This window comes from Methylobacterium sp. 275MFSha3.1 (assembly GCF_900108435.1).
In the GTDB taxonomy this organism is placed as follows: domain Bacteria; phylum Pseudomonadota; class Alphaproteobacteria; order Rhizobiales; family Beijerinckiaceae; genus Methylobacterium.
Genome location: NZ_FNWP01000002.1, coordinates 536,803 through 563,266 on the forward strand (window position 1 = coordinate 536,803; position 26,464 = coordinate 563,266).

General features: G+C 69.9%; 23 protein-coding genes. 14 read left to right on the plus strand and 9 right to left on the minus strand.

Annotated elements, in window-relative coordinates:
• Nucleotides 1-139 precede the first annotated feature (139 nt).
• Nucleotides 140-1,921 carry a PHA/PHB synthase family protein gene (phaC, locus tag BLW78_RS02545; RefSeq protein ID WP_348272430.1) on the minus strand — a complete coding sequence of 594 codons (1,782 nt, stop codon included), beginning with the start codon at nucleotides 1,919-1,921 and terminating at the stop codon, nucleotides 140-142.
• Nucleotides 1,922-2,137: 216 nt separating this feature from the next.
• On the opposite strand from phaC, the gene BLW78_RS02550 reads away from it, so the two are divergent.
• The 4 genes from BLW78_RS02550 (at nucleotide 2,138) to BLW78_RS02565 (ending at nucleotide 4,672) form a co-directional block, all read left to right on the plus strand.
• Nucleotides 2,138-2,524, plus strand: a complete 387-nt coding sequence (locus BLW78_RS02550; protein ID WP_244492163.1) for a hypothetical protein — start codon at nucleotides 2,138-2,140, stop codon at nucleotides 2,522-2,524.
• Between the two features lie 110 nt (nucleotides 2,525-2,634).
• Nucleotides 2,635-3,852 carry an LL-diaminopimelate aminotransferase gene (locus BLW78_RS02555; RefSeq protein WP_026604561.1) on the plus strand — a complete coding sequence of 406 codons (1,218 nt, stop codon included), beginning with the start codon at nucleotides 2,635-2,637 and terminating at the stop codon, nucleotides 3,850-3,852.
• A 134-nt stretch (nucleotides 3,853-3,986) separates the two neighbouring features.
• Nucleotides 3,987-4,199: a hypothetical protein gene (locus BLW78_RS02560; protein WP_020090818.1), complete on the plus strand. Its 213-nt coding sequence runs from the start codon at nucleotides 3,987-3,989 to the stop codon at nucleotides 4,197-4,199.
• Between the two features lie 113 nt (nucleotides 4,200-4,312).
• Entirely contained in the window at nucleotides 4,313-4,672 is a 360-nt protein-coding gene (locus BLW78_RS02565; RefSeq protein ID WP_020090817.1) for a hypothetical protein, read from the plus strand.
• A gap of 21 nt (nucleotides 4,673-4,693) precedes the next feature.
• On the opposite strand, the gene BLW78_RS02570 is transcribed toward BLW78_RS02565, so the two are convergent.
• Nucleotides 4,694-5,029, minus strand: a complete 336-nt coding sequence (locus BLW78_RS02570) for a DUF3140 domain-containing protein (RefSeq protein ID WP_091676304.1) — start codon at nucleotides 5,027-5,029, stop codon at nucleotides 4,694-4,696.
• 223 nt (nucleotides 5,030-5,252) lie between these two features.
• Between BLW78_RS02570 and prfB the strand changes: the two genes are divergently transcribed.
• A protein-coding gene (prfB, locus tag BLW78_RS02575) for a peptide chain release factor 2 (protein ID WP_107645849.1) occupies nucleotides 5,253-6,381 on the plus strand; the annotation gives its coding sequence in 2 pieces (ribosomal slippage) (nucleotides 5,253-5,321 and nucleotides 5,323-6,381; 1,128 coding nt in all).
• Between the two features lie 184 nt (nucleotides 6,382-6,565).
• On the opposite strand, the gene BLW78_RS02580 is transcribed toward prfB, so the two are convergent.
• The 6 genes from BLW78_RS02580 to BLW78_RS02605 form a co-directional block, all read right to left on the minus strand.
• Nucleotides 6,566-8,167, minus strand: a complete 1,602-nt coding sequence (locus tag BLW78_RS02580; protein ID WP_091676309.1) for a gamma-glutamyltransferase family protein — start codon at nucleotides 8,165-8,167, stop codon at nucleotides 6,566-6,568.
• A gap of 261 nt (nucleotides 8,168-8,428) precedes the next feature.
• Complete coding sequence (locus tag BLW78_RS02585) at nucleotides 8,429-9,352, minus strand: ABC transporter ATP-binding protein (RefSeq protein WP_091676312.1); 924 nt, start codon at nucleotides 9,350-9,352, stop codon at nucleotides 8,429-8,431.
• Nucleotides 9,349-10,365: an ABC transporter ATP-binding protein gene (locus BLW78_RS02590; RefSeq protein ID WP_244526734.1), complete on the minus strand. Its 1,017-nt coding sequence runs from the start codon at nucleotides 10,363-10,365 to the stop codon at nucleotides 9,349-9,351. Before BLW78_RS02590 ends, BLW78_RS02585 begins: the two co-directional genes overlap by 4 nt.
• A gap of 8 nt (nucleotides 10,366-10,373) precedes the next feature.
• Nucleotides 10,374-11,303: an ABC transporter permease gene (locus BLW78_RS02595; RefSeq protein WP_091676318.1), complete on the minus strand. Its 930-nt coding sequence runs from the start codon at nucleotides 11,301-11,303 to the stop codon at nucleotides 10,374-10,376.
• Complete coding sequence (locus BLW78_RS02600) at nucleotides 11,300-12,244, minus strand: ABC transporter permease (protein WP_091676321.1); 945 nt, start codon at nucleotides 12,242-12,244, stop codon at nucleotides 11,300-11,302. Before BLW78_RS02600 ends, BLW78_RS02595 begins: the two co-directional genes overlap by 4 nt.
• Complete coding sequence (locus BLW78_RS02605) at nucleotides 12,244-13,731, minus strand: ABC transporter substrate-binding protein (RefSeq protein ID WP_091676323.1); 1,488 nt, start codon at nucleotides 13,729-13,731, stop codon at nucleotides 12,244-12,246. The genes BLW78_RS02600 and BLW78_RS02605 overlap by 1 nt, the downstream gene beginning before the upstream one ends.
• Before the next feature lie 392 nt (nucleotides 13,732-14,123).
• On the opposite strand from BLW78_RS02605, the gene BLW78_RS02610 reads away from it, so the two are divergent.
• The 8 genes from BLW78_RS02610 to BLW78_RS02645 all read left to right on the plus strand — a co-directional run bounded on the left by BLW78_RS02610 (nucleotide 14,124) and on the right by BLW78_RS02645 (nucleotide 24,108).
• Nucleotides 14,124-14,663, plus strand: coding sequence for a pilus assembly protein PilZ (locus BLW78_RS02610; RefSeq protein ID WP_244526736.1), 540 nt, complete (start codon nucleotides 14,124-14,126; stop codon nucleotides 14,661-14,663).
• 112 nt (nucleotides 14,664-14,775) lie between these two features.
• The gene (locus tag BLW78_RS02615; RefSeq protein WP_091676328.1) at nucleotides 14,776-15,384 is read left to right on the plus strand and encodes a HupE/UreJ family protein; all 609 of its coding nucleotides are present in this window, start codon (nucleotides 14,776-14,778) and stop codon (nucleotides 15,382-15,384) included.
• A gap of 62 nt (nucleotides 15,385-15,446) precedes the next feature.
• On the plus strand, nucleotides 15,447-15,770 hold the full coding sequence (locus BLW78_RS02620; protein ID WP_210186877.1) for a winged helix-turn-helix domain-containing protein: 324 nt from the start codon (nucleotides 15,447-15,449) through the stop codon (nucleotides 15,768-15,770).
• Nucleotides 15,771-15,891: 121 nt separating this feature from the next.
• Nucleotides 15,892-16,581 (plus strand): metal ABC transporter permease, encoded by a 690-nt coding sequence (locus BLW78_RS02625; protein ID WP_091676333.1) that lies wholly within the window; start codon nucleotides 15,892-15,894, stop codon nucleotides 16,579-16,581.
• 384 nt (nucleotides 16,582-16,965) lie between these two features.
• A complete protein-coding gene (locus BLW78_RS02630) occupies nucleotides 16,966-18,615 on the plus strand; it encodes a porin (protein WP_091676335.1) in 1,650 nt (549 codons plus the stop codon).
• Between the two features lie 874 nt (nucleotides 18,616-19,489).
• Complete coding sequence (locus BLW78_RS02635; protein ID WP_091676339.1) at nucleotides 19,490-21,085, plus strand: porin; 1,596 nt, start codon at nucleotides 19,490-19,492, stop codon at nucleotides 21,083-21,085.
• 308 nt (nucleotides 21,086-21,393) lie between these two features.
• Nucleotides 21,394-22,776, plus strand: a complete 1,383-nt coding sequence (locus BLW78_RS02640; RefSeq protein ID WP_091676341.1) for a 2-hydroxycarboxylate transporter family protein — start codon at nucleotides 21,394-21,396, stop codon at nucleotides 22,774-22,776.
• 24 nt (nucleotides 22,777-22,800) lie between these two features.
• On the plus strand, nucleotides 22,801-24,108 hold the full coding sequence (locus tag BLW78_RS02645; RefSeq protein ID WP_091676343.1) for an MFS transporter: 1,308 nt from the start codon (nucleotides 22,801-22,803) through the stop codon (nucleotides 24,106-24,108).
• Nucleotides 24,109-24,121: 13 nt separating this feature from the next.
• Here the strand turns inward: BLW78_RS02645 and BLW78_RS02650 are convergent, their stop codons facing one another.
• The gene (locus tag BLW78_RS02650) at nucleotides 24,122-24,775 is read right to left on the minus strand and encodes a GntR family transcriptional regulator (protein ID WP_056531487.1); all 654 of its coding nucleotides are present in this window, start codon (nucleotides 24,773-24,775) and stop codon (nucleotides 24,122-24,124) included.
• A gap of 116 nt (nucleotides 24,776-24,891) precedes the next feature.
• Here BLW78_RS02650 and tcuA point away from each other — a divergent pair, with 116 nt between their 5' ends.
• Nucleotides 24,892-26,388, plus strand: coding sequence for an FAD-dependent tricarballylate dehydrogenase TcuA (gene tcuA, locus BLW78_RS02655; protein WP_091676348.1), 1,497 nt, complete (start codon nucleotides 24,892-24,894; stop codon nucleotides 26,386-26,388).
• Nucleotides 26,389-26,464 lie beyond the last annotated feature (76 nt).

Below are 26,464 nucleotides of genomic sequence, written 5' to 3' on the forward strand. Positions count from 1 at the left end.
GCGGAATGAAGCGATCCAGGGCAGCGCCACGCCGACAGGTGTCGCGCTGCCCCGGGTCACGTCGCTCCGCTCGTGATGTCGGGGCGGCTCCGTGACCATCGGGGCCGATCACCCAATCGATCCGCGTGCGTCGCGCGCCTCAGGCGCGCATCCGCACGTATGTGCCGGGCGCCGGCCCTAAGGATTGCAGCGCGTCGCCGCCCGGCTGCCGGGCCGGCACCCGCTCCGGGGCCTGCGCCTCGATCCACTGGAACCAGTAGGGCCACCACGAGCCCTTGGTCTCGACCGCGGCCCTGATCCAATCCTCGAGCGTCCCCTTCACGGGGCCGCCGGTCCAGTAGCCGTATTTCGGCTTGGACGGCGGGTTGATCACGCCGGCGATGTGGCCGGAGCCGGCGAGGATGAAATCGACCTTCCCGCCGAAGACCTTCGAACCCTCGAAGACCGACAGCGCCGGCGCGATGTGGTCCTCGCGGGTCGCGAGGTTGAAGATCGGCACCTGGACCTTCCTGAGGTCGAGGCGGACGTTGCCGAGCACCATCCGCCCCTGCGCCAGCGTGTTGTCGAGGTAGCAGTTGCGCAGGTAGAACGAGTGGTTGGCTGCCGGCATCCGCGTGGCGTCGGAGTTCCAGTACAGCAGGTCGAAGGCCGAGGGTGCCTTGCCCTTGATGTAGTTGTTCACGACGTAGGGCCAGATCAGGTCGTTCGGCCGGAGCATGTTGAAGGCGTTCGCCATGCGGGCGCCCTCCAGGTAGCCCTGCTCGGCCATGCGCGCCTCGACCTGGCGGATCTGCTCCTCGTCGGCGAAGACCTTCAGGTCGCCCGCGTGGGTGAAGTCGACCTGTGTGGTGAGCAGCGTCGCGCTCTTGATCCGCCGGTTGCCGGTGGCCGCCTGCATGGCGAGCGTCACCGCGAGCAGCGTGCCGCCGACGCAGTAGCCCGCCGCCGTGACCTCGCTCTCACCGGTGGCGACGCCGATCACGTCGATGGCCGCCTCGATCCCCTCGCGCATGTAGGACTCGAAGTCCTTGTCGGCGTGGCGGGAATCGGGATTGACCCAGGAGATGCAGAAGACCGTCAGGCCCTGGTCGACCATCCACTTCAGGAAGCTCTTCTGCGGATTGAGGTCGAGGATGTAGAACTTGTTGATCCAGGGCGGGACCATCAGGAACGGGCGCCGCAGCACGGTCTCGGTGGTGGGCGCGTACTGGATCAGCTCGATCAGGTCGTTGCGGAATACCACCTCGCCGGGGGTGACCGCCATGTTGCGCCCGACCTCGAACCCGCTCGGGTCGGTCTGGCGCACGCGCAGCTGCCCGCCGCCGGCCGCCAGATCCTCCTCGTACATCTTGAGGCCGCGGACGAGATTGGCGCCGTTCTCCTGCAGGGTGTGGCGGATCAGCTCCGGGTTGGTCGGCAGGAAGTTCGAGGGCGACAGCATGCTGGTGACTTGGCGCAGGTAGAACTGCGCCTTGTGACGCGTGTGCGCGTCGAGCCCCTCGGCCTCGTCGACGAGGCTCTCCGCCCAGCGGGTGGCGAGCAGGTAGGCCTGCTTGAGGAAGTCGAAATACGGGTTGGTCGTCCACTCGGCGTGGGCGAAGCGCGCGTCCCGGGGCTCGGGCAGCGCCACCGGATCGGCGGGCTGGCCCTGCAGGCGCAGGTAGGTCGAGCCCCAGAGCGACAGGAACGCCTGCGACAGGCGCGCCTGCGCCTCGGCGCTGCGGTTCGGATCGGCGAGCCAGGTCTCGGCCACCTGACCGAGCACCTTGGCCGCCTCGTTCATCTCGCTGCCGGGTGCGGCCGCCTGGCCCTCGGGCCCGAGGAGGCGGGCGACGTTGCGCCCCATCGCCTCGACGAACTGACCGGCATTGCGGGAAATCGCCTCGAAATCCGGCATCGGGGCGACCGTGCCGTCCGGCATCGCGCCGTTCGAGACCGACTTCGGAGGGGCGGTCCGATCCGGCGCCTGCGGGCTCGTCAAACGTGCCTCCCTGTGCTTCATCTGTTGACCCGATGGCGCGGGCCTCGTTTCCGACAAAATAAGGAGCGAGCCAGAGTTTTCGCCAGCCCGGCTCAGGACGTCGCCGAAACATCCGGCCGATCTTTTCATACGCATGTGACGATGGATCGTGCCATTTTGAACCCCGCTATCCGCCCGCATCGCGCCGGTCCGCTGCGCCGCCTGACGCGCGCGGCCGGCCTGGGCGTGCTGGTCGGCGCGCTCGGGGCCTGCTCGGGCGACGTCGTCCGCTCGCTGGCCTCCGATGCAGGCTACGGGCCGCGGGTCGTCGCGGCCCCGGATTTCGTCACGGACACCCGCAGCAAGGCGCAGCCCGACTTCATGCCGGTGGGCGTCGACGCGCCGAAGCGGCCGGTCCGGGCCAAGTCGGTCACGGGCCAGAAGGCCCTGGAGGCGGAGCTGGAGGGTGCCCGCGGCCGCAACGAGGCCCGGGGGCGGGCCGCCGAGAGCGCCGGGCGGGGCGCGGCCGCCACCGTCAAGCCGGCTCCGGCGGCGTCGCAGTAGCGGCCCTTTTTCAGGGTCGGCGGCGGCCCGCAACTCTGCTAGAGCACGTGGTTCGCCCGACCGGCCCAGACGAGAGACGCCGGATCCGGGACGCGCCGATGGACACGCCCATGACCGACTTCCACCGCATCAAGCGACTGCCGCCCTACGTCTTCGAGCAGGTCAACCGGATCAAGGCTGCCGCCCGCGCGCAGGGCGCCGACATCATCGATCTCGGCATGGGCAACCCGGATCTGGACGCCCCGAAGCACGTCATCGCCAAGCTGTGCGAGACGGCCGGGCGGCCGCGCACGGATCGCTACTCGGCCTCCAAGGGCATCGCCGGCCTGCGCAAGGCCCAGGCGGGCTATTACCAGCGGCGCTTCGGCGTGACCCTGAACCCCGACACCCAGGTGGTGGCGACCCTCGGGTCCAAGGAAGGGTTCGCCAACATGGCCCAGGCGATCACCGCGCCGGGCGACGTCGTGCTGGTGCCGAACCCGAGCTACCCGATCCACGCCTTCGGCTTCCTGATGGCCGGCGGCGTCATCCGCTCCGTGCCGGCCGAGCCGACCCCGGCGATGTTCCCCGCCCTGGAGCGGGCCATGCGCCACTCGATCCCGAAGCCGGTGGCGCTGGTCGTCTGCTACCCGTCGAACCCGACCGCCTACGTGGCGAGCCTCGACTTCTACCGCGACCTCGTGGCCTTCGCGAAGCAGCACGAGCTGATCCTGCTGTCGGACCTCGCCTACGCGGAAGTCTATTTCGACAACAACCCGCCGCCCTCGGTGCTGCAGGTGCCCGGCGCTATCGACTGCACGGTGGAGTTCACCTCGCTGTCGAAGACCTACTCGATGGCCGGCTGGCGGATGGGCTTCGCGGTGGGCAACGAGCGCCTGCTCGCGGCGCTCACCCGGGTGAAATCCTACCTCGATTACGGCGCCTTCACGCCGATCCAGGTCGCCGCGACGGCCGCCCTCAACGGCCCGGACGACTGCATCCACGAGATGCGCAGCATCTACAGGAAGCGTCGCGACGCGCTGGTGGAGTCCTTCGGCAAGGCCGGCTGGACTATCCCGTCGCCCGCCTCGTCGATGTTCGCCTGGGTGCCGATCCCCGAGCGGTACCGGGAACTCGGCAGCCTCGAATTCTCCAAGCTGCTCCTGGAGAAGTCCGACGTGGCGGTCGCGCCCGGCATCGGCTTCGGCGAGTTCGGTGACGAGTACGTCCGCATCGCGCTCGTGGAGAACGAGCAGCGCATCCGGCAGGCGGCGCGCAATATCCGCCGGTTCTTCGACGGCACCGACAAGACGCTGCACAACGTCCTGCCGATGGCCCGGACCGGCTAGACCGGCCCGCGCAAATTGTTGCCGCGGGGCGACAGACGCCGTCAAAGGTGTCGGCGCCCCGCGCCGGCGCTTGTCAGCGCGGGGCGCGATGGCCAGGGTCAGGTGCGGGGGTCTTCCCGCGTCCCGAGTCTCGCATGCGCCGCCTGAACCTCATCGCCGCCCTGCTGCTCGCCGCCGCGGCCTCGGCCTGCGCGCCGAACCCGATCATCGCCCGGGATCCGATCCCCGCGCCGGGTCCGGCGGACGTGTACGCGTGCGACTCGAAGCCGTTGCCGGTCAACGCCTTCACGACCGATTGCCGCCCCGTCCCGGCGAGCCCGCAGGTCGTGCTGCGCGCGCGGGGCTGAACCCGCCCGGAATTTCGGTAACCGGTCGATTCGGACGGGCCGGACAAGCCGCCCGCGATCAGCTAGACTGTAGGCCAGATGCCGGCCCGCCCGGCCCCCTGACGGAGCATCGCGTGAGCACCAAGACCCTGATCGCCGCCGGATTGCTCGCCCTCCTGGCGGGGCAAGGCGCCTCGGCCTCCGACGCCGCCTACCCGCCGGCGCCCTACCAGCCCCGCGCCTTCGTGTTCACCGCCCCGAACGGCCCGACGGTCCTGCAGACCGAGGGCTGCTGCCAGGTGGTGGTGCCGCCGGGCCGGCCCGATCTCGCCCAGCCCGCCGTGCCGGTGGCCGAGGTGATGAACGGCGGCGGCTTCGGCTACACCGGGTTCGACTATTACAACGACCAGATCACCGAGGGGCGGTTCGGCGCGCGCAAGCGGCCGCGGGAGTACGTGATCGCTCCGTCCTACATCGTGCCGCCGCGCTACTGAGCCGCCGGGCGTTCCGGGGCCTCAATCCTTCTGCGGATCGTGGCCCCAGTTCATCAGCGACATCCGCCACGGGGAGTCGGGGTCCTTCCGGGCCTCGCCGCCCTGCTTGAGATGGCGGTGGACGTAGCCCACGACCTTGCGCATGGCGGCGTAGTCGTCGTCCGTCAGGTCGGCCTTCTTGGTGTCCTTGATCGCCAGGATCCGCCGGCCCATCTCGTGCCCGGTCGACTCGCCGCCGTCCTTCTTCTGGCCGACCTCCCGGCTCGCCGCGCTGTCGAGGTGCTTCCTCAGCGCCGCCGGCGCCATGTTGACGGCCTCGTTGAAGTCCTTCCACGTCGCCGCGTGATCGTCCGCCATCCGCCTGCCTCCCGGGCCGTGTCGCTCGTCCCCGACAACGCGCCCGAGGCTCGCCGGCTCGCCGCCATTCCTGCGGTCGGGCGCCGCACGGGCGACGGGCGACGCGACGGGCGACGTGGCGGGCGACGTGGCGGGGAAGCGTTTACAGGCCGGGTCCCGGGGGGTATCACCCCGACCCGACGAGCTTCCATTCTCTCCCCACACCCCATTCCCGAAAAGCCAGATGCGCGCCGAGATCGAGCAAGCCTCGGATGCCGCCAAGCAGTCTATAGGGCTGCTGAGGAGGCATCTTTGACTGGGATACAGTCGATAAACGCCTCGCGGAGCTGAACGCGGCTTCCGAGGACCCCGACCTCTGGAACGACGCCGAGGCCGCCCAGAAGGTCATGCGCGAGCGGCAGCAGCTCGACGAGGCCGTCACGGCGATCAAGAAGCTCGAGCGCGACCTCGAGGACGGCGCCACGCTGATCGAGCTCGGCGAGATGGAGGGTGACGAATCCTCGATCCGCGAGGGCGAGGCGGCGATCCTCGCCGTCGAGAAGGAGGCCGCGAGCCGGCAGGTCGAGACGCTTCTGTCGGGCGAGGCCGACGGCTTCGACACCTATCTCGAGGTCCACGCCGGGGCCGGCGGCACCGAGAGCCAGGACTGGGCCAACATGCTCCAGCGCATGTACGCCCGCTGGGCCGAGCGCCGGAAGTACAAGGTCGAGGTCGTCGAGATGACCGACGGCGAGGAGGCCGGGATCAAGGGCGCCACGCTCCTGATCAAGGGCCACAACGCCTACGGCTGGCTCAAGACCGAGTCCGGCGTGCACCGGCTCGTGCGGATCTCGCCCTACGATTCCAGCGCCCGGCGGCACACCAGCTTCGCCAGCGTCTGGGTCTACCCGGTGATCGACGACCGGATCGAGATCGAGATCAAGGAATCCGACTGCCGGATCGACACCTACCGGTCGTCCGGTGCCGGCGGCCAGCACGTCAACACCACCGACTCGGCGGTGCGCATCACCCACAACCCCACCGGGATCGTGGTCGCGTGCCAGCAGGAGCGCTCCCAGCACAAGAACCGGGCGACCGCCTGGAACATGCTGCGCGCCCGGCTCTACGAGGCGGAGCTGAAGAAGCGCGAGGAGAAGGCCAACGCCGAGGCCGCCTCCAAGACCGATATCGGCTGGGGCCACCAGATCCGGTCCTACGTGCTGCAGCCGTACCAGCTGGTGAAGGACCTGCGCACCGGCACCCAGTCCACCGATCCGGACGAGGTGCTCGACGGCGACATCGACCCGTTCATGGAGGCGTCGCTCGCCCAGCGGGTCTACGGCGGCGGCGAGGCGGTCGAGGATATCGACTGAGGCGGCGTGAGCTGCCTCCCCGTCATCACGAGCGCAGCGAAGTGACCCAGGGCGGCACGCGATCGATCAGCGTGGCGCGACCCTGGATCGCTTCGCTCCGCTCGCAATGACGGCGGTGCTGACAGAGAGCGCCGTTGAGGCCGCCGAAGGATGAGCGCCGGCGGCGCCCATCCTCCCACGCCTCTCAATACCCCAGCGCCGCCCCGTCCTTGCGCGGGTCGGATCCGGCCGCCAGCGTGCCGGCCTTGCGGTCGATCCAGATGACCTGCCCCCCGCCGAGCGGCAGCGGCGCGCGGATCGCCGGGTGGCCGCGCTCGACCAGCCCCGCCATCACGGCGTCGGAGATCCCGCCCTCGACCTCCAGGCTGCCGCCGTAGGCGAAGCTGCGCGGGGCATCGAGGGCCTCCTGCACGTCGAGGCCCCGGTCGAGGAGACCGGAGAGCAGCTCGACATGGCCCATGGCCTGGTAATGGCCGCCCATGACGCCGAACGGCGCGACGGCCTGCCCGTCCTTCATCAGCATGCCGGGGATGATCGTGTGCATCGGCCGCTTGCCCGGGCCGACGCTGTTCGGGTGGCCGCCTTCCGTGCGGAACGACAGGCCGCGATTGTGCAGCAGCACGCCGCTCTCGGGCGCCAGGATGCCGGAGCCGAAACCCTGGAAGATCGAGTTGATCAGCGACAGCGCGTTGCCGTCCCGGTCGACCACGCAGAGGTAGACCGTGTCCTTATGGGCGCGGCCCTCGGCCATCTCGCGGGCGATCTCGGGATAGATCTCCGGCTCGCGGGCCCGGCCCATGTCGATCGCGCCGTGGGCGGCGGCCTTCCAGGCGTCGGAGAGCAGGTGCTCGACCGGCACGTTGGCGAGGGCCGCATCGCCGAACAGCACGTCGCGGTGATGGTAGCCCTGCTTGCAGACCTCGGCGAAGAGGTGGAGCCGGTCGAGGTCGGAGAGCGCGCCGACGTCGTAGTGCGACAGCACGTTCAGCATCATCAGCGCCGCCAGACCCTGGCCGGCGGGCGGGCACTCGTAGACGTCGTAGCCACGGTAGCGGGTCGAGACCGGCGCGACCACGTCGGGCCGCGCGGCCGCGAAGTCATCCAGCGTGTGCAGGCCGCCGAGGGCGTTCAGCCGGCTCACCATGTCCTCGGCGACGGGGCCCTCGTAGAAGGCGCGCGCCCCCGCCTCGGCGATCGCCCGGAGCGTCGCCGCGAGCTTCGGCAAGCGGACGACGCTGCCGATCGCCGGCACCTCTCCGCCGGCCAGGTAGGTCGCGGCGGCGTGGGGATCGGCGGCGACGCGCTCGGCGCCGCGCAGCCAGTCCCAGCCGACCCGCTGCTGGACGACGAACCCGTCCTCCGCGTAGCGGATCGCCGGCTGGAGCAGCTCGCCCAGCGACCGGGTGCCGTGCTCGCGCACCAGCAGATCCCAGGCCGCGACCGCGCCCGGCACCGTCACGGCGTGGGGGGAGGTGGGCGTGATCGCGACGCCGTGCTCGGCGTACCAGTCGGGCGTCGCGGCGGCGGGCGCGCGGCCCGAGCCATCGAGGGCGATGGGCTTGGTGGCGCCCGCGGGGGCGTAGAGCGCGAAGCAGTCGCCGCCGATCCCGGTCATCAGCGGGTCGACCACGCACTGCACGGCCACCGCCGCGATACCGGCATCGACGGCATTGCCGCCCGCGCGCAACACCTCGATGGCGGCGAGCGTCGAGAGCGGGTGCGAGGTCGCGACCGCGGCGTTGGCGGCGTAGACCGGGGATCGGCCGGGGGCGGAGAAGTCTCTCACGGGATGTCCTGCTCTGCTGGGCGACTTAAAGAATCACCGCTTGATGCATATCGCCACCTCGGGATGAGGCGGTGACGGAGATGACGGCGCGGCCTCGTCCATGACGGATGGCTTCGTCGCCTCGTCTTTGCGAGCGCAGCGAAGCAATCCAGTCGCCGCAACGCTGGGCAACCTCGCGCTGCCCTGGGTCACTTCGCTGCGCTCGTGATGACCGCGGAGGCCGGGCTGACCGGTTGTTCCGATCGAGGATCGCCTGGACGATCACGCGTGCTGCCCTCTCGGCAGCGCCACCCAGTGCCCCGGCGCCACCTCGGTGAGCGGCCCGTCGGGCGGCTGATCGTGGCCGGCGAGGTCCCGCGCGGCGAGGCGGGCGCGCTCCTCGGCCGGGTGCGGCACCGGCACCGCGGCGAGCAGGCGGCGCGTGTAGGGGTGGCGCGGATCCTCGTAGAGCGCGTCGGCCTCGGCGAGCTCGACGATCCGCCCGCGCCAGAGCACCGCGACCCGGTGGCAGAGGTAGCGCACCATGCGCAGGTCGTGCGAGATGAACAGGTAGGACAGGCCCATCTCGTCCTGCAGGTCCTGCAGCAGGTTCACCACCTGCGCCTGGATCGAGACGTCGAGCGCCGCGATCGGCTCGTCGGCGACGATGAAGCTGGGCTTCAGGGCGATCGCCCGGGCGATGCAGATGCGCTGGCGCTGGCCGCCCGAGAACTGGTGCGGGTAGCGGCCCATGAAGCGTGGATCGAGCCCGACCCGCTGGAACAGGGCGGCAACCGCCTCCCGCCGCTCCGGGCCGCGCATGTCCCGCCGATGCAGCTTGAATGCCTCCGCGACGTACTCGCCGGCGCTCATCCGCGGGTTGAGGGCCGCGTAGGGATCCTGGAACACGGTCTGGATCCGCGCGCGCATCTTGCGCATGGCGCCCGCCGAGAGCTTGGCGAGGTCGGTGCCCTCGAAGGCGATCGTGCCCGAGGTCGGCGGGTTGAGCATGGTCACGGCCCGGCCGATGGTGGATTTGCCGGAGCCGGACTCGCCCACGAGGCCCAGGGTCTCGCCGGGGCGGATATCGAAGCTCACGCCCTCGACGGCGCGGAACACCGCGCCCTTGCCGCCCCACCAGGAGCGGAGGGGATAATGCTTGGACAGGTCGCGCACCGAGACGACCGGCTGCTGCGACGCGTTCATCGCGCGGCCTCCTCACCCAAGAGCTTCGGCAGGTCGTACCAGGCGGCGACGAGGTGGCCCGGAGCGGCGCCGGGTGCCTGCGCCAGGGGCGGCATCTCGGCCCGGCAGCGCGGCGTTGCGTAGGCGTTGCGCGGCGCGAACGGGTCGCCCGGCGGGAGATGGCGCATGTCCGGCGGCGCGCCCTCGATCTGGTGGAGGCGCCGCCGCCCGGCACGGCCGCCGGAGAGATCCGGCAGGGACCGCAGCAGGCCGAGCGTGTAGGCGTTACGGGGATCGGCGAAGATGTCGTCGACCGGGCCGCGCTCCAGGATCCGGCCGGCATACATCACCTGCACGGTGTCGCTGATGCCCGCCACCACGCCGAGATCGTGGGTGATCCAGATGATCGCCATGCCGAGCTCACGCTTCAGCTCCTGCACCAGGGCGACGATCTCGGCCTGGACGGTGACGTCGAGCGCCGTGGTCGCCTCGTCGGCGATCAGAAGCTTCGGCCGGCAGCTCAGGCCGATCGCGATCATCACGCGCTGGCGCTGGCCGCCGGAGAACTCGTGCGGGTACTGGTCGAGGCGCGCGGCCGCGTTCGGGATGCGCACGAGGTCGAGCAGCTCCCGGGCCCGGGCGCGGGCCGCGCGGGCGTCGAGGCCGAGATGGATGCGCAGCGGCTCGACGATCTGCGCCGCCACGGTCATGCCGGGGTTGAGCGAGCTCATCAGGTCCTGGAACACGAAGCCGATCGCGCCGCCGCGGATCTTGCGCAGGTCCCGCTCCTTCAGGGCGAGGAGGTCGCGTCCCTCGAACAGCACCTGCCCGCCGGTGATGCGGCCGGGCGGGCGCGGGATCAGGCCCAGCATGGCCAGCACGTGCACGCTCTTGCCGGAGCCGGACTCGCCGACGATCCCCAGCGTCTCGCCCTCGTGCAGGGTGTAGGACACGCCGTTGACCGCGTGGACCGCGCCGCCGTCGGTGTCGAAGGCGACCGCGAGGTCGCGGACGTCGAGGAGGGGCTTCGTCATCGCGGCCGTCATGTGCGCTGCCTCGGATCGAGGGCGTCCCGCAGGCCGTCGCCGAACAGGTTGAAGGCGAGTACCGCGAGGAAGATCGACAGGCCGGGCCAGATCGCCATCCAGGGCGCCTCGTCCATGAAGTTCTTGGCGGTGTTGAGCATCGCCCCCCAGGACGGCTCGGGCGGCTGCTGACCGAGGCCGAGGAACGACAGGCTCGCCTCCGCGATGATCGCGGCCGCGATGGTCAGCGTCGCCTGCACGAGGATCGCCGGGACGATGTTGGGCAAGATGTGGACCCGGGCGATCCGCCAGGGTGGGTTGCCCATGGCGCGCGCGGCCTCGACGAACTCCTCCGCCGCCACGGCGCGCACCTGCGCCCGGGTCAGCCGGATGAAGGTCGAGGTCGCCGAGAGGCCGATCGCGATCATCGCGTTGACGAGGCTCGGGCCCAGGAAGGCGGCGAGCGCGATCGCCAGGATCAGGAACGGTATCGCCAGCAGCGCGTCGGTGAGCCGGGAGATCGCGCCGTCGATCCAGCCACCCGCGTAGCCGGCGAGCAATCCCAGGGGCAGGCCGAGGGACACCGCCAGCGCCACCGAGACGAGGCCGGCGCCGAGCGAGGCCCGGGTGCCGAAGATGATCCGCGAGAGCACGTCGCGCCCGACCTCGTCGCCGCCGAACGGGTGCGCGAGGCTCGGGGGCCCGCGGACGTTGCCCCAGTCGGTGGCTGTCGGGTCGTAGGGAGCGATCCAGGGCGCGAACACCGCCATCAGCACCAGCAGGCCGACGATGACGAGGCCCACGACCGCGCTCCGGCGCGCGCGCAGGCGTCGCCAGAAGGCCGCGAGGGTGCCGGGCTCCTGGATGAGCCCGTTGGTGGGGGCGCCGGACGGGGCGGCCTCCAGGCCGACCGCCTCGGCGCGGGCGATCTCGCTGCCGGTGCTCATGCCCGCCTCAGCTTCGGGTTCACGGCCGCCGCGAGCAGGTCGGCGGCGAGGTTCAGGGCGATGTAGGTGGCGGCCGTGCAGATCACGACGCCCTGCACGGTGGCGAAGTCCCGGTTGAACACCGCATCGACCATCAGCTTGCCGAAGCCCGGCACGGAGAAGACCTGCTCGGTGAGCACCGCTCCGGAGAGGAGCTGGCCGAATTCCAGCGCCCCCAGGGTGATGATCGGGATCGCGGCGTTGGGCAGGGCGTGCCGCAGAGTGACCCGCAGCGGCGAGACGCCCTTGGCGCGCGCGGTGCGGACGTAGTCGGAGCCCAGCACGCCGAGCATCGCCGCGCGGGTGTGGCGCATCATCACCGCCGCGATGGCGTTGCCGAGCACGAAAGCCGGCATCGCCATGGCGGCGAGGTTCTCCGACAGGCTCTCGAAGGGCGAGACGTAGCCCGAGGCCGGCAGCCAGCCGAGCTCCACCGAGAACAGCAGGATCAGCAGGATCCCGAGCCAGAAATTCGGCACCGACAGGCCCCAGAGGGCCACGCCGTTCGCGATCGTGTCGGCGGCCTGCCCGCGCTTGACCGCCGAGAGCACGCCCATCGGCACGCCGATGGCCAGCGCCACCAGCATGGCGAGGCAGGCGAGTTCGAGCGTCACCGGCAGCTTCTCGACGATCAGCTCGGAGACCGGCTTCTGCAGCCGGATCGACTCGCCGAGATCCCCCCGCAGCACGCCGCCGGCCCAGTAGGCGTAGCGCACCGGCAGGGGCTCATCGAGGTGGTATTTTTCCCGGATGAACGCGATCACCTGCGGGTCGCGCTCCTCGCCGGTGAGCGCCGTGGCGACGTCGCCCGGCAGCAATTGCTGCAGGGCGAAGATGATCATCGAGGCGAGGATCAAGGTCGGGACCGCCAGGGCAAGGCGCCGTGCCAGAAACCGCAGCATCAGTTCAGCTTCAGCCCGGTGAAGCGCACGAGCCCGTCCGGGTAGGGCACGAAACCCGTGATCTTCTGGCTGTAGGCCCAGAGCAGCTTGCGGTGCAGGATGTAGATGCCCGGCCGGTCCTTCAGGACCTGATCGGCCAGGGCCTTCCAGGCGGCCTTGCGCTTGGCCGGATCCACCGTCCCGCGCTCCGCCTGGAGGGCCGCGTCGGCTTCCGGGCTGCAGTACTTGGGATAGTTCAGCGCCGCCTTGCAGGCCAGGAAGCTGAACGTGTTGCCGTCCGGGTCCGAGCGGCCGCTCCACGAATAGAGCTGCGCCTCGTAGTTGCCCTTGTCGGCGGCATCGAGCGCGGTCGTGAAGTCCACGGCCTGGATCTTCACGTCGAAGCCGGCCTCCTTGGTCATCGCTTGGATCACCTGGCCGACCTGTGGCGACTCGCTGTTGGCGTAGACGGTCAGCGTGATCTGCGGGTTCGGCTTCCCGGCCTCGGCCAGCAGCGCCTTGGCCTTGGCGACGTCCCGCTTCGGGATCGGGTACTCGGCGACGTAGTTCGGGTTCTTCGGGTTGACCCACTGGTTCCCGGCCAGGAACTCGCCGTTGTAGACCACCTGATTGATGGCGTTGCGGTCGATGGCCGCCTCGAACGCGGCGCGCACCTTCGGGTCGGAGACCGGCGAACCGGCCTTGTGGGGGTTGAACAGGATCTCCTGGAAGCCGAGTTCGGTGGTCGAGTCGAGCTTCAGCTTGGCGTCACGCTTCACCTGCGCCACGTCGGTGGGGGCGAGGCGCTCCAAGAGGTCGAGCTGACCCGCGCGGAGGTTGGTGAGCCGCACGGTGGCGTCAGGGATCGGCCGGAACTCGATCCGTTGGATGTGGATCGCGTCCTTGTTCCAGTAGTCGGGGAAGCGCTCGACCACGATCCGGTCCTGCGGCACCCGCTCGACGAACTTGTACGGACCGGCGCAGACCGGCGCGGAGGCGAATTTGTCGCCGAGCCGCTCGGCGGCCTTGGGCGAGACCATCATGCCGGCCCGGTCGGTGAACTGCGCCAGCAGCGGCGCGAACGGCTGCTTCAGGTTGATGCGGAAGGTCAGGTCGTCGACCACGTCCACGGAGTCGATCGGCGCGATCTCCGAGCGGCGCTGCGAGCCCGGCATCTTCATGTGCCGCTCGATCGAGAACTTGGCGGCGGCGGCGTCGAGCTTCTCGCCGTCGTGGAACAGCACGCCCGGACGCAGGTGCATGGTCAGCGCCTTCTCGTCGGGCGACAGCTCCCAGGAGGTGGCGAGCTGCGGCACCGGCTTCAGGTCCGGGCCGATATCCACGAGCTTGTCGCAGAGCGCGGCGAACACCATCCGGCTCGCGAAGGTCCGGGCGAGCGTCGGGTCGAGGGCGTCCGGATCCTCCATCATGCCGTAGCGCAGGGTCTGCGCGGCGGCGGGCCCGGTGAGGGCGAGCCCGGCGAGGAGACAGGCGGCGTAACGCAACATGAGACCGATCCGGGTGGAGGCGGGAGAAGCGGAGCGGACCGGCCGGTCCGTTCCGGAGGCGGCCGGCAGTGTTGCGCGGCCGTTTGGCATGCACAATCCCAGGCAGCATCCATGCCATACAATCAGGATGCATCTTTTATTCAATCCGCGCCGCGAGCCTCTGAGGCCGCCGTTTCGAGCCGGCCGGCGGCGTTCGATGACGGCGCGACCGCGCCAAGGTCGAGATCGGCCTTCGAACAGCTTCGTGAGCGCCGGATCTGAGGTGCGACTTAGATCGGGATAAGTCCAATTTTACGCATTGCTTGAACAGGCCAGAAGAAACTTCGGCCCCAGAAGGTCGCCGATGTATTCTTTATGATGATGCGGGTGTGATGGTCCGGCGGCACATCGTCATGTTGCCCGCGTTGTGCTGGAACCAGCGGCGTCGCGATTTCTACGCCGTGACCGCCGACGTCTCGACCGAGGGCATCCGGTTCCGCTCCTCGTCGCTCCTGGTGCCGGGTGAGCATCTCACCTGCAGCATCCGCCATATCGGCACGCTCGAGGCCCGCATCGCCCGCGTCGCCGGTCAGGAGTTCGTTGTCTGTGTCCGTGGCGGGCGCGCGACCCTCACTGACGTTGCCCGTCAGTTCGTGACGCTGGCAAAGGCCCAGGACCTGCAACCCGAACCGATCCGCGCGCACCGTCGGATCGTGCCGAAGCAGAAGATCGTCCAGATCACCACCGCTTCGGGCGAGGCCCTCCAGGGACACGTCCTCAACGTTTCGGCCTCCGGCGTCGCCCTGCTCGTCGACCACGCGCTGGAGATCGGGGCGATGATCCGGGTCGGGCGAAAGACCGCCACCGTGATGCGCCACTTCACCCACGGTGTCGGAGCCGCCTTCTCGGAGCCGTTCGCGCCGTCCGCGGTCCACGAGGCGATGTCGCTCTGAGGGCCGCCCGCGGATCCCGGCGCCGCCGCGGAGCGGCGATCATCGGCCACCCGCCCCTCGCAGAGGCGGCGGAAGGGCGCTACAACTTCGCGGGTCCAGCGAAGGATCACCGATGAAGCGACCGCTCTCCGCCCGTTCCGCCACATCCCTGGCGCTCCTGCCGGCCGCACTCGTCCTGCTGCCCCAGGCGGCCTTCGCCCATCCGGGGCACGGCACCGCGACGGGCGCGGAGGCGGGGTTCCTCCATCCGCTCCTGGGCGCCGACCATGTTCTCGCGATGGTCGCGGTCGGCCTCCTCGCCAGCCTGCGCGGCGGACGGGCGCTCTGGGCGCTGCCCCTGTCGTTCCTGGGGTTGATGAGTGTGGGGGCGGGGCTGGGCATGGCCGGCGCGGTGCTGCCGCATGTCGAGCTCGGGATCGCGCTGTCCATCGTCGTGTTCGGCCTCGCCGCCATCGTCGGCCTGCGCGCGCCGGTGGCCCTGCTGGCTGCCCTGGTCGGCGTCTTCGCGGTGTTTCACGGCTACGCCCACGGTGCCGAGATGCCCGAGACCGCCTCCGGCCTGTCCTTCGGCCTCGGGTTCCTCGCGGCCACCGCGCTCCTGCACGCCGCGGGGATCGGACTCGGCGCCGCGGCGTCGCGGATCGGAGCGACGCGGGCCGCCCCGGCCCTCGGTGCCGGCCTCGCCGCGGCCGGTCTCGCGCTGCTGGCGCTCCCCGCCTGAGCGCCGTACCCGACCCGCTCCGGAGACCCGCCCGGGCCGCGGGCGCGGCGCCCCGGCTGAGCATCCGCATCGATCTCGGGCCGGGGCACCGCCTCGGCCCCGGCAAGGTGCGGCTCCTAGAGATGATCGCCGAGCACGGTTCCATCGCGGGCGCCGGCCGCGCGCTGGGCATGTCGTACCGCCGGGCCTGGCTGCTGGTCGAGGCGATGAACACCGGCTTCGGCCGCCCCGTGGTCGAGGCGCAGACCGGTGGCCGGGCCGGCGGGGGCGCGCGCCTCTCGGCCTTCGGCACCGACGTGGTGCGGCGCTACCGGGCCGTCGAGGCGGCCGCGGAGGCTGCGGCCGCGCCGTTCCTGATCTGCCTGGGACAGGCCGGGGACGCGTAACCGGGCCGGGCACGGGCGCGAACCCGGATGCGATGTCACAGGCCCTCGTGGGCTGACGTCCCATCATCCCGCCCCACGTCCAGCCGGTCGCGACAATCCCGGCACCAGGAAGAGAACCCCCATGGCAAAACTCACGACGCTCGCCCTGATGAGCCTGCTGGCCGTCACCACCAGTGCGCAGGCGGCGCCGAAGGTCGAGCGCCTGCGCGGGACCGTCGAGGCGGTCGCGGGCGGCGGCTTCACGCTGAAGACACGGGACGGAGCGTCGGAGACCGTGGCGCTCGCCCCCGACGCCAAGGTTTCCTGGGTGGTCCCGTCGAGTCTCGACGCGATCAGGGACGGGGTCTTCATCGGCACGGCCACGAAGGGCGAGCCGCCGGTGGCCCTGGAGGTGGTGCTGTTTCCCGAGGCGATGCGCGGCACCGGCGAGGGGCACTACGACTGGGACATGATCCCCGACCACACGGCGGGCGGGGCGCCGGTGCGGAGCGCCATGACCAACGGAACCGTGAAGGCGGACGTGCGCTCGACCGCTCCCGACGCGCCCCGCGTGAAGAGCGCGATGACCAACGGGACGGTCAAGGCGAGCCGCGGCGGGGCGGAGCGGACCCTCACGGTCGATTACGGTCAGGGCCAGTCGCTGCAGATCCTGGTGCCGCCGCAGGCGCCGGTCGTCAGCTTCGAGCCCGCCAGCGCCGCGGCCGTGGCGCCCGGCGCCAAGGTCTTCGTGATCGCCGCGCGCGGGGACGACGGCCGCATCACAGCGCGGCGCGTCGCCGTCGGAAAGGACGGGCTGACGCCGCCCATGTGAGGCGCCCGTCCGGCGCCGGCGAATCGGCTGGGATGGCGTGAGCCGCCCGGTCCCGGGTCGGGGCCGGGCGAAAGGCTGCCCGTCGGCGCGGCAGCTCAGCCGCTCAGGACAGCATTCGTGCACATTCGGCGGACCGTTGCCGACTAAAGCGCCCCGAGAATGTTGCCAGGCCGCAACATCGCGCTGGAACTGCCAAGGCAGCCGCGAATCCTCGTTGCTCGCGGAAACCCGTTCGCACATGGTGATCGTGCACGGGGGCATCGCCAAGCGAGAGCCCGCAGGAGCCTGCCACCTAAGACGCAGGCCAAACCTACAGAACGTGCGGCTAGACCCGGATAACCGGGCAGGTCCGCATCATTGGGTCTCGAAGCTTTGGAGATGTCTATGAAGCTCTTGAAGAGCTCATTGCTCGGGTCTGCTGCTGCGTTCGCGGCGGTAGGCGCAGCCCACGCCGCCGACCTCCCGGTCAAGAAGGCGGTCCCGATCGAGTACGTTCGCGTCTGCGGCGCCTACGGCGCCGGCTTCTTCTACATCCCCGGCACCGACACCTGCCTGCGTCTCTCCGGCCGCGCCCGGTTCGAGGGCGGCTACATGACCAGCTACTCGCGGCAGGGTAGCAACGGCGACACGTCGGGCTACCAGGGCCGGATGCGCATCAACCTCGATGCCCGCACCCAGACCGCCTACGGCACCCTGCGCGCCTTCGTCCGCCTCGATGCCGGCTCCCGCACCGGCTACTCCGGCGTCGGCACCTCCGGCACCCAGCAGCGCATCGGCCAGGCCTTCCCGGGCCTCGGCATCGACCAGTTCGGCCGCGCCCAGCAGTTCGTGAACGTCGACAAGGCCTTCATCCAGTTCGCCGGCATGACCGCCGGTCGCGCCTCGTCGTTCTTCGACTTCTACGCCCACGACTTCGAGTTCGCCGGCGCCACGCTCGGCTCCGACATCGCCTCGACCAACCTGCTCGCCTACACGGCCACGCTCGGCAACGGCCTGTCTGCCACGATCTCGGCCGAAGACCCGGTCTTCCGCCGCAGCGTGATCTTCTCGCAGACCAACAACCCGGCCGGCGTGACGAACAACGCCAACATCGCCAACTTCGCGCAGACGAACGCGCCGGCCGAGGTGTTCATCGGCTACACCAACGGCGTGCCGACCCGGTACAGCTTCGTCGACGTGATCCAGCGCTCGCGCATGCCCGACTTCGTCGGCGCCCTGCGCCTCGACCAGGCCTGGGGTTCGGCTCAGGTCTCGGCCGCCGTCCACGAGCTGAACGTCGGCAACGTGGCCAACGGCGCCGGCACCGGCACCGGTTCGAACATCAGCATCCCGCACGCCAGCAACTCGTACGGCTGGGCGGTGCAGGGCGGCCTGAAGATCAACACGCCGTTCATCGCGCCGGGCGACGCCCTCTACCTGCAGGGCGCCTACGGCTCCGGTGCCCAGATGTACACAGGCTACTGCGCGTTCAGCGGCTGCTACTCGCAGAACCCGGCGACCATCCAGGGGCAGAAGTTCGCGCAGTACATCAACGACGCGACGCTCAACCCGTTCACGGGTCAGCTGGAGCAGTCGACGAGCTTCACCGCGACGGCCTCGTACCTCCACTACTGGTCGCCGGAGTGGCGCTCGGCCTTCTTCGGGTCGTACGGTGAGATGAGCTACGGCAGCGGCGCTCGTCTGGCCCAGGGCGCGGCCTTCGCGCTGGCGAACAACACCGGTGGCAACTCCTTCGGCGTGAACGGCGTCGGCGTGCCGGGCAGCCGGTTCTACCAGCTCAGCGAGGCCCTGCGCGACACCTACCAGTTCGTGGCGGGCGGCAGCATCATCTGGTCGCCGGTCAAGGACCTCGATATCGGCGTCGAGGGCTTCTACACCCAGATCGGCGTCAAGAACGGCCGCGTGATCGACCGCGACAAGAGCCCGACGGCCTACGCGAACGTCGCCGGCATCAACAACGGCACCTTCGTGCCGCGGACCACGACGGCGGACAGCGTCTCCACCTTCCGCTTCCGCGTCCAGCGCGACTTCTAAGCCACTCCACCGGTGCCGGGGCCTCGGCCTCCACGCCGGTCCCCGTGCTTTAGGAACCTCAAGGCTCGGCTTCGGCCGGGCCTTTTTCGTTGTGCCGGGCCGCCCTGGATCCGTAACGCCTCCGGCCGCCAGCGCGCGGTCGGCCACGCGACCCGGTGCGTTCCGCGCCGCGATCCCGCCCGCTCCCGGCCGGTCCGGTGACCGACCCATGATAGGGTCCGGCGATGCGCCGCCCCGCGCGCAGGGCGCCGCCAGTGCGCGCCATCGTTCGTTCGGACCCGCTTTCCGGGCGCGCGCCGCGTCCATCGAGCCGGGCAAACGCCGCCGCGCCGTGCGACACGTGCCGTCCCGCAAATGAGCCGAGCCTCCGGCCGACGCGTCGGACGGGCAGGACTCGCGCGTCGAATCGCTCGCCGGCGACCGCGTGCCGTTCGCGGGGCACCGAGGCGGTTCTGCCTGCATCCGCCACGCCTGTCCGGTCTGAGACGGCCCGCGCGACAGCTCCGAGTCGACTTCCGGGCCATCGCCTCTCGATTGGTGCTGGTCGTTCGAACAAGCCGGCTTTAGCAATATCTCATCCGTGCATCTAAGCTGATAATATATAGATATACTGAGTAATTATCTCCGATTTTGCATTATTGGATAACATTTTGTTGCGGATGCGCAACGTTCATCTGCAGGATTGAATATAAATCTGAATCTTTGTTGCGCGCGGTGGGGCCGCTGCACATCGTCGCCGGGCAAATGGGCCTCAAAACCGCCGTGGCGAGCGAGAACATGCCAATGATCTGCGAATAAATCGTGGATTATATTTGGCGTGTCCGGTCTTGCTCATCCGTTTGCGAGAATTGAGCTTCAAATTCCGGAGACATCGATGACATTACTGAGATCATCGCTGCTGGCGACTGCCGCCGCGTTCGCGACAATGGGCGCCGCGCACGCCGCCGACCTGCCGGTCAAGAAGGCTGTCCCGGTCGAGTACGTCCGCGTCTGCGGCGCGTACGGCGCCGGCTTCTTCTACATCCCCGGCACCGACACCTGCCTGCGCATCTCGGGCCGCGCCCGGTACGAGGGCGGGTACATGACGGCGTCGACGCGGCAGGCCGGCACCAACGCCGGCGACAGCGCGGGCTATCAGGCGCGTCTGCGCATCAACCTCGATGCCCGCACGCAGACCGCTTACGGCACCCTGCGTGCCTTCGTCCGCCTCGATGCGGGATCCCGCACCGGCTACGCGCGCTCGGGGACGCAGGCGCGCATCGGGCAGGCCTACGACGCCACCGGCGTCGACCAGGCCGGGCATGCGCAGCAGTTCATGAACGTCGACAAGGCGTTCATCCAGTTCGCCGGCCTGACCGCCGGTCGCGCCTCGTCGTTCTTCGACTTCTACGCCCACGACTTCGAGATCTACGGCGCGACCGCGGGCTCGGACGTCTCCTCCACCAACCTCCTCGCCTACACGGTGACGGCCGGCGCCGGGCTGTCGGCCACGCTGTCGGTCGAGGACCCGGTCTTCCGGCGCAGCCCGATCTACGCGCCGGCCGGCACTGCGTCGCCGGTCAGCCCGGTCTTCGTCGGCTACTTCAGAGGCGCACCGATCGGGGTCAGCGGCGTCGACAGCATCCAGCGCGAGCGGCTGCCCGATGTCGTCGGCGTCCTGCGCGTCGATCAGGGCTGGGGCTCGGCGCAGCTCTCCGCCGCGGTTCACGAGCTGAACGTCGGCAACATCGCGGCGACGCCCGCGGCGGGCGCCAATGTCAGCGTCGCGCACACCAGGAGCGTCGAGGGCTGGGCGGTGCAAGGCGGCCTGAAGATCAACGCCCCCTTCGTCGCGCCGGGGGACGCCCTCTATCTCCAGAGCGCCTACGCCGACGGCGCGCAGATGTATACGGGATACTGCGCCTTCACCGGCTGCTACACGCAGCTCAACAACGGCTTCCAGGGCCAGAAGATCTACCAGAGCTTCTCGGACGCGACGATCAACCCCTTCACCGGCCAGTTGCAGACATCGCAATCCTTCTCGGCGGTCGCGTCGTTCCTGCATTACTGGACGCCGGAATGGCGCTCGGCGGTCTTCAGCGCCTACGGAGAGCAGGACTTCTCCCGCAACGCGCGCCTCGCCCAGGGCGCGCTCTACAACGTCCTGAGCTTCAACGGCGCCGCCAATCTCGGCTCCAACGCGGTCGGCGCGCCCGGAACCCGCTTCTACCAGTTGAGCCAAGCGCTGCGCGACACCTATCAGTTCGTCGCGGGCGGCAGCATCATCTGGTCGCCCGTGCGCGACCTCGATATCGGCGTCGAGGCCTTCTACACCCAGATCGGCGTGAAGCACGGCCGCGCGATCGACTCCGACAAGAGTCCCACCGCCTACGCCAACGTCGCCGGCATCAACAGCGGCACGTTCGTCCCGCGCACCGTGACGCAGGACTCGGTCTCGCAGGTCCGCTTCCGCGTCCAGCGCGACTTCTGATCGACGATCCCGGCGGCGGGGCCTCGGTCCCGTCGCCTGTCCCCGTCCGATGCCGTCATGGCCCGGTCGGCCGCGTGGCCAATTCTCTGCGCTGTGATCACGACGGAGACGGGATCTTAATCCCGGCCGACGGGACAGGTCGCGTCCTTTGTTCCGTGGATCGCGTTGCCGCCCTTCATCCGCGCTGATACGCCGGATGTCACTTTATTGCCGCCGATCGTGCGCGATCCGATGGATCGTGGCCCGGCGCGCGGTCGCGAGGGCGCGGCGAAGCGGCCCGCGAGCGGTCAGAGATCCGGGGGGACGCCATGACCAGCACCGTTTCACCGAGCCCGATCCCGTCGCCGGCGGAGGGCCGGGCCGAGGACGGGCGCGCGGCCCGGTTCTGGCCGGACGTCTGGTGGCGGCTGATCGACTTCAAGATCGGCATCATACCGCTCCCGATCTTCGTCGTGCTGGCGATCCTGCTCACCGTCCTGGTCCAGGAGGGCGAGATCAAGCCCGACGGGCCGACCATGATCGCCGTGCTGGTGATGGGCGGCTTCACCTGCGCGGAGATCGGCAAGCGGATCCCGATCCTGAAGAACATCGGAGCCGGGGCGATCTTCGCGACCTTCATCCCCTCGGCGCTGGTCTACTACGCCCTGGTGCCGCCGCAGATGGTCAAGGCGATCACCGATTTCACCAAGTTCACCAACTTCCTCTACATCTACATCGCCACGATCATCGTCGGCTCGATCCTCGGGATGGACCGCGAGGTCCTGATCAAGGGTTTCCTCAAGATCTTCGCGCCGCTCGCCCTCGGCTCGGTGGCGGCGGCCCTGGTCGGGACGCTGGTCGGCACGCTCCTCGGCCTCGGCCCCTACAAGACCTTCTTTTTCATCGTCGTGCCGATCATGGCGGGCGGCGTCGGCGAGGGGGCGATCCCGCTCTCCATCGGCTACGCGGCGATCCTGGGGATGCAGCAGGGCGTAATCTTCGCCCAGGTGCTGCCGCCGGTGATGCTGGGCTCCCTGACCGCGATCATCCTGTCGGGCACGCTCAACTCCGTCGGCAAGCGCTACCCGCACCTCACCGGCGAGGGCCGCCTCCAGCCCGATTCGGACGGCATCAAGTCGAGCGACGCCCAGGCCAAGGCCGAGGCGGCCAAGGGCCAGATCGATCCCGCCACGATCGGTGCGGCCGGGCTCACGGCGATCACCCTCTACCTGCTCGGCGTCATGGCCCACCACCTCGTCGGCTTGCCGGCGCCGGTGGCGATGCTGTTCCTCGCCGTCCTGGCGAAGCTCGCCAGCGCGGTGTCGCCCCATCTCCAGGCCGGTGGCTTCGTGGTCTACAAGTTCGTCCAGGTCTCGATGACCTACCCGTTGCTCTTCGCCATCGGCGTCGCGCTGACGCCCTGGCACGAGCTGATGGCGGCCTTCACTCTGGTAAACCTGATCACGATCGTGTCGACCGTCGTGACGCTGATGACGGTCGGCTTCTTCGTCGGCCGCTGGCTCGGCATGTATCCGATCGAGACCGCCATCGTGAACGCCTGCCACAGCGGCCAGGGCGGCACCGGCGACGTGGCGATCCTCACGGCGGCGAACCGCATGGCCCTGATGCCCTTCGCGCAGATCGCCACCCGCATCGGCGGCGCGCTGACGGTGACCGGCACGATCGTCGCCATGAAGTGGATCGGTGCCTGACGGGCACCCGGAAAGGACGTCGTCATGGCCGGTGATCCCGGGGCCGTCGGGGCCACGCTCAAGTCGCGGATCGGCGCGATCCTCCGCTCGACGAGCGGCAACTTCCTGGAGATGTTCGACTTCTTCCTGTTCGGGTTCTACGCCACCTACATCGCGCGGGCGTTCTTCCCCTCGGGCAACGAGACCACCGAGCTGCTCCTGACCTTCGGCACCTTCTGGCTCGGGGCGCTGATGCGGCCGCTCGGGGCGATCGTGCTCGGCGCCTATATCGACCGGATCGGCCGCCGGAAGGGCCTGATCATCACCCTCGCCATCATGGCGAGCGGAACGGTGCTCATCGCCTTCTGCCCGAGCTACGACACGATCGGGGTCGCGGCCCCGCTGATCGTGCTGGCCGGGCGCCTGCTGCAGGGCTTCTCGGCGGGCGTCGAGATCGGCGGCGTCTCGATCTACCTGTTCGAGATCGCCACGCCGGGCCGGCGCGGCTTCTACACGTCGTTCCAGTCGGCGAGTCAGCAGGTGGCGATCATGTTCGCCGCCCTGATCGGCTACGGGCTGAACGCGTTGCTGACCAAGCAGCAGCTCGGCGATTTCGGCTGGCGCATCCCGTTCTTCATCGGCTGCCTGATCGTGCCGTTCATCTTCTTCATCAGGCGGTCGCTCCAGGAGACGCAGGAATTCGCCAAGCGGACCCGCCACCCGACCACCCGCGAGATCCTGACCACGGTGGCCGCCAACTGGCGGATCGTGCTGCTCGGCATGATGCTGACCACGATGACGACGGTGACGTTCTACATGATCACCGTCTACACCCCGACTTTCGGCAAGAACGTCCTCAAGCTCACCGAGGCCGACAGCCTGATCGTGACGCTGTTCGTGGCGATCACCAACTTCGTCTGGCTGCCCGTGGGCGGAGCGCTGTCGGACGCCATCGGTCGCAAGCCGGTGCTGCTGACGATCTCGACCCTGTCGCTGCTGACCACCTACCCGGCGCTGCACTGGCTCGTGGCCGACCCGACCTTCGGCAAGATGCTCGCCGTCGAGCTGTGGTTCTCGTTCTTCTTCGGTGTCTACAACGGCGCGATGGTGGTCTCGCTCTCGGAGGTCGTGCCGGCCCATGTCCGCGCCAGCGGCTTCTCGCTGGCCTACAGCCTCGCCACCGCGCTGTTCGGCACGGCGACGCCCATGGTCTCGACCTTCCTGATCGAGAAGACCGGCGACCGGGCGGCGCCGAGCTACTGGCTGATGGCGGCGGCCGCCTGCGGCATCGTCGCGACGCTCGCCCTGTTCCGCGGCCGGCCCGGTCTGGAGCGCGTGCCGGCCCACGCCTGAGGGTCGGGGGCTCTCAGCTCTCCTGCCAGATCCGGATCCGCGCCTTGAAGGCGGCGCGGATATGGGCCCGGGCCGCGGCCTCGGCGGCATCCCCGTCGTGGGCCCGGATCGCTGCCACGATCGCCGCGTGCTCGGCGAGCGATTCCGCGGCGCGGTCGGGCGCCGCCAGCGTGGTGGCGCCCGGGAGCAGCACCAGCGACAGGCGCATCGTCTCCAGCGTGCCCTGCAGGAAGCGGTTGCGCGCCGCCCCGTGGATCTGGCGGTGGAACAGCCGGTTGGTCCGTGCCAGCGCGGGCGCGTCGCCGAGCAGCGTCCGGTCCCGGGCGACCATCTCCTCCAGGATCTCGGTCTCGACCGTGCTGGCGTGGATCGCCGCGAGGCGCGCGGCCGTCCCCTCCAGCACCTCGCGCAGGTCGTAGAGCTCGCTCACCTGCCCGTAGTCGAGCTGCGCCACGCTGGCGCCCCGGTGCGGCTCGTGGGCGACGAGTCCCTGCGCCTCCAGCCGGCCGAGCGCCTCGCGGACCGGCGTGCGGCTGATCTGGAACCGCTCGGCGAGCTCCGCCTCGCGCAGGCGGCTGCCGGGGGCGAGCTCGCCCTCCTCGATCGCCCGCAGCAGCCGCTCGTAGGCGCCGGCGCCGCTGGAGCGCTCCGCTTCGCTGGCCTTCATGTCCGGCTCTCCTCGGCTCGGCCATAGCGCGAAAGCGTGACGCCTGAAACGCTTGCTAAGAATTGCATACAAACGTATACAATGCTCCGAGAGCAGCTGTTGGAGAGGAGGCAAGCATGCAGCGTCCGGACGATGCGCCGTGGGACGTGGTCGTGGTCGGGTCGGGCAACGCCGCCATGAGCGCCGGCCTCGCCGCCCTGGAGCGCGGCGCCTCGGTGCTCATGATCGAGAAGGCCGAGCGGGACCTCGCCGGCGGCAACACCGCCTACACGGCCGGGGCCATGCGCTTCGTCTACGCGGGCAACGACGACCTGATCCCGCTGCTGGTCGATCCCGAGGACCCGCGCCTGCCGCGGACCGATTTCGGTGCCTACACGGCACAGAAATTCGAGGCGGACCTGCTCGGCTTCAACGATGGGCGGCCGCTCTCGCGCGAGCAGCGCATCCTGATCGACGAGAGCGGCGCGGCCCTGCGCTGGCTGGCGACGCAGGGGGTGAAGTTCGAGCCGATCTACTCCCGTCAGTCGTTCGAGAAGGACGGGCGCTTCGTGTTCTGGGGCGGCCTGACGCTCGCCACCCACGACGAGGGCTTCGGCCTCGCCCGGGCCGAGCTGGAGGCCTTCACCCGGGCCGGCGGCGAGATCCGCTACGGCTGCCCGGCCCGGGGCCTGATCGTGGAGGACGGGCGTGTCGTCGGCGTGGAGACGCCGCAGGGTCCGGTCCGGGCGACGTCCGTGGTGCTGGCCTGCGGCGGCTTCGAGTCGAACGCCGCCCTCCGGACACGCTTCATCGGCGAGGGCTGGGACAAGGCCCGGGTACGCGGCACGCCCCACAACCAAGGCGACGGGCTGCAGATGGCGCTCGACCTCGGCGCGAAGGCCCACGGCTTCTACGGTGGCTGCCACGCCACGCCGATGGACCTGCACACCCCCGATTACGGCAACCTCGAGCTGCCGCACGGCGAGCGCAAGCACTACCGGAAGATCTGCTACTTCCTGGGCCTCATGCTGAACGCGGACGGCGAGCGGTTCGTCGACGAGGGCAAGAATTTCCGCAACTACACCTACGCCCAGTTCGGCCGCTCGATCATGGAGCAGCCCGGGCACGTGGCGTGGCAGATCTTCGACGCCAAGGTCGATCACCTGCTCTACAGCGAGTACCGGTTCCACGACGCGCACTTCGTCGAGGCCGACACCCTGGACGGGCTCCTCGACAAGCTCGAGGGCATCGACCGCGCGGCGGCGCGGCGGACCATCGCGGCGTTCAACGCCGCCGTGGACGAGAGCGTGCCCTTCGACCCGACCGTGAAGGACGGGCGCGGCACGAAGGGGCTCGCCCTGCCGAAGTCGAACTGGGCGCAGAGGATCGAGACCGGGCCGTTCAAGGCCTACCCGGTCACGGGCGGCATCACCTTCACCTACGGCGGCGTCGAGGTCGGCGACGACGGCGGCGTGAAGCGCGCGGACGGCGGCGCGATTCCCGGCCTCTACGCCTGCGGCGAGATGGTCGGCGGCGTGTTCTTCAACGGCTATCCCGGCGGCTCGGGGTTGACCTCCGGCGTCGTGTTCGGCCGCCGCGCCGGCTACGGCGCCGCCGCGAGGGCGAAGGGCTGAGGTCAGCGGCGGAGCGCGACCGAACTCCTCCGATGCGGGGAGGGAAGCCGCGCGATCGTTCCCCAGCGGCCCATCG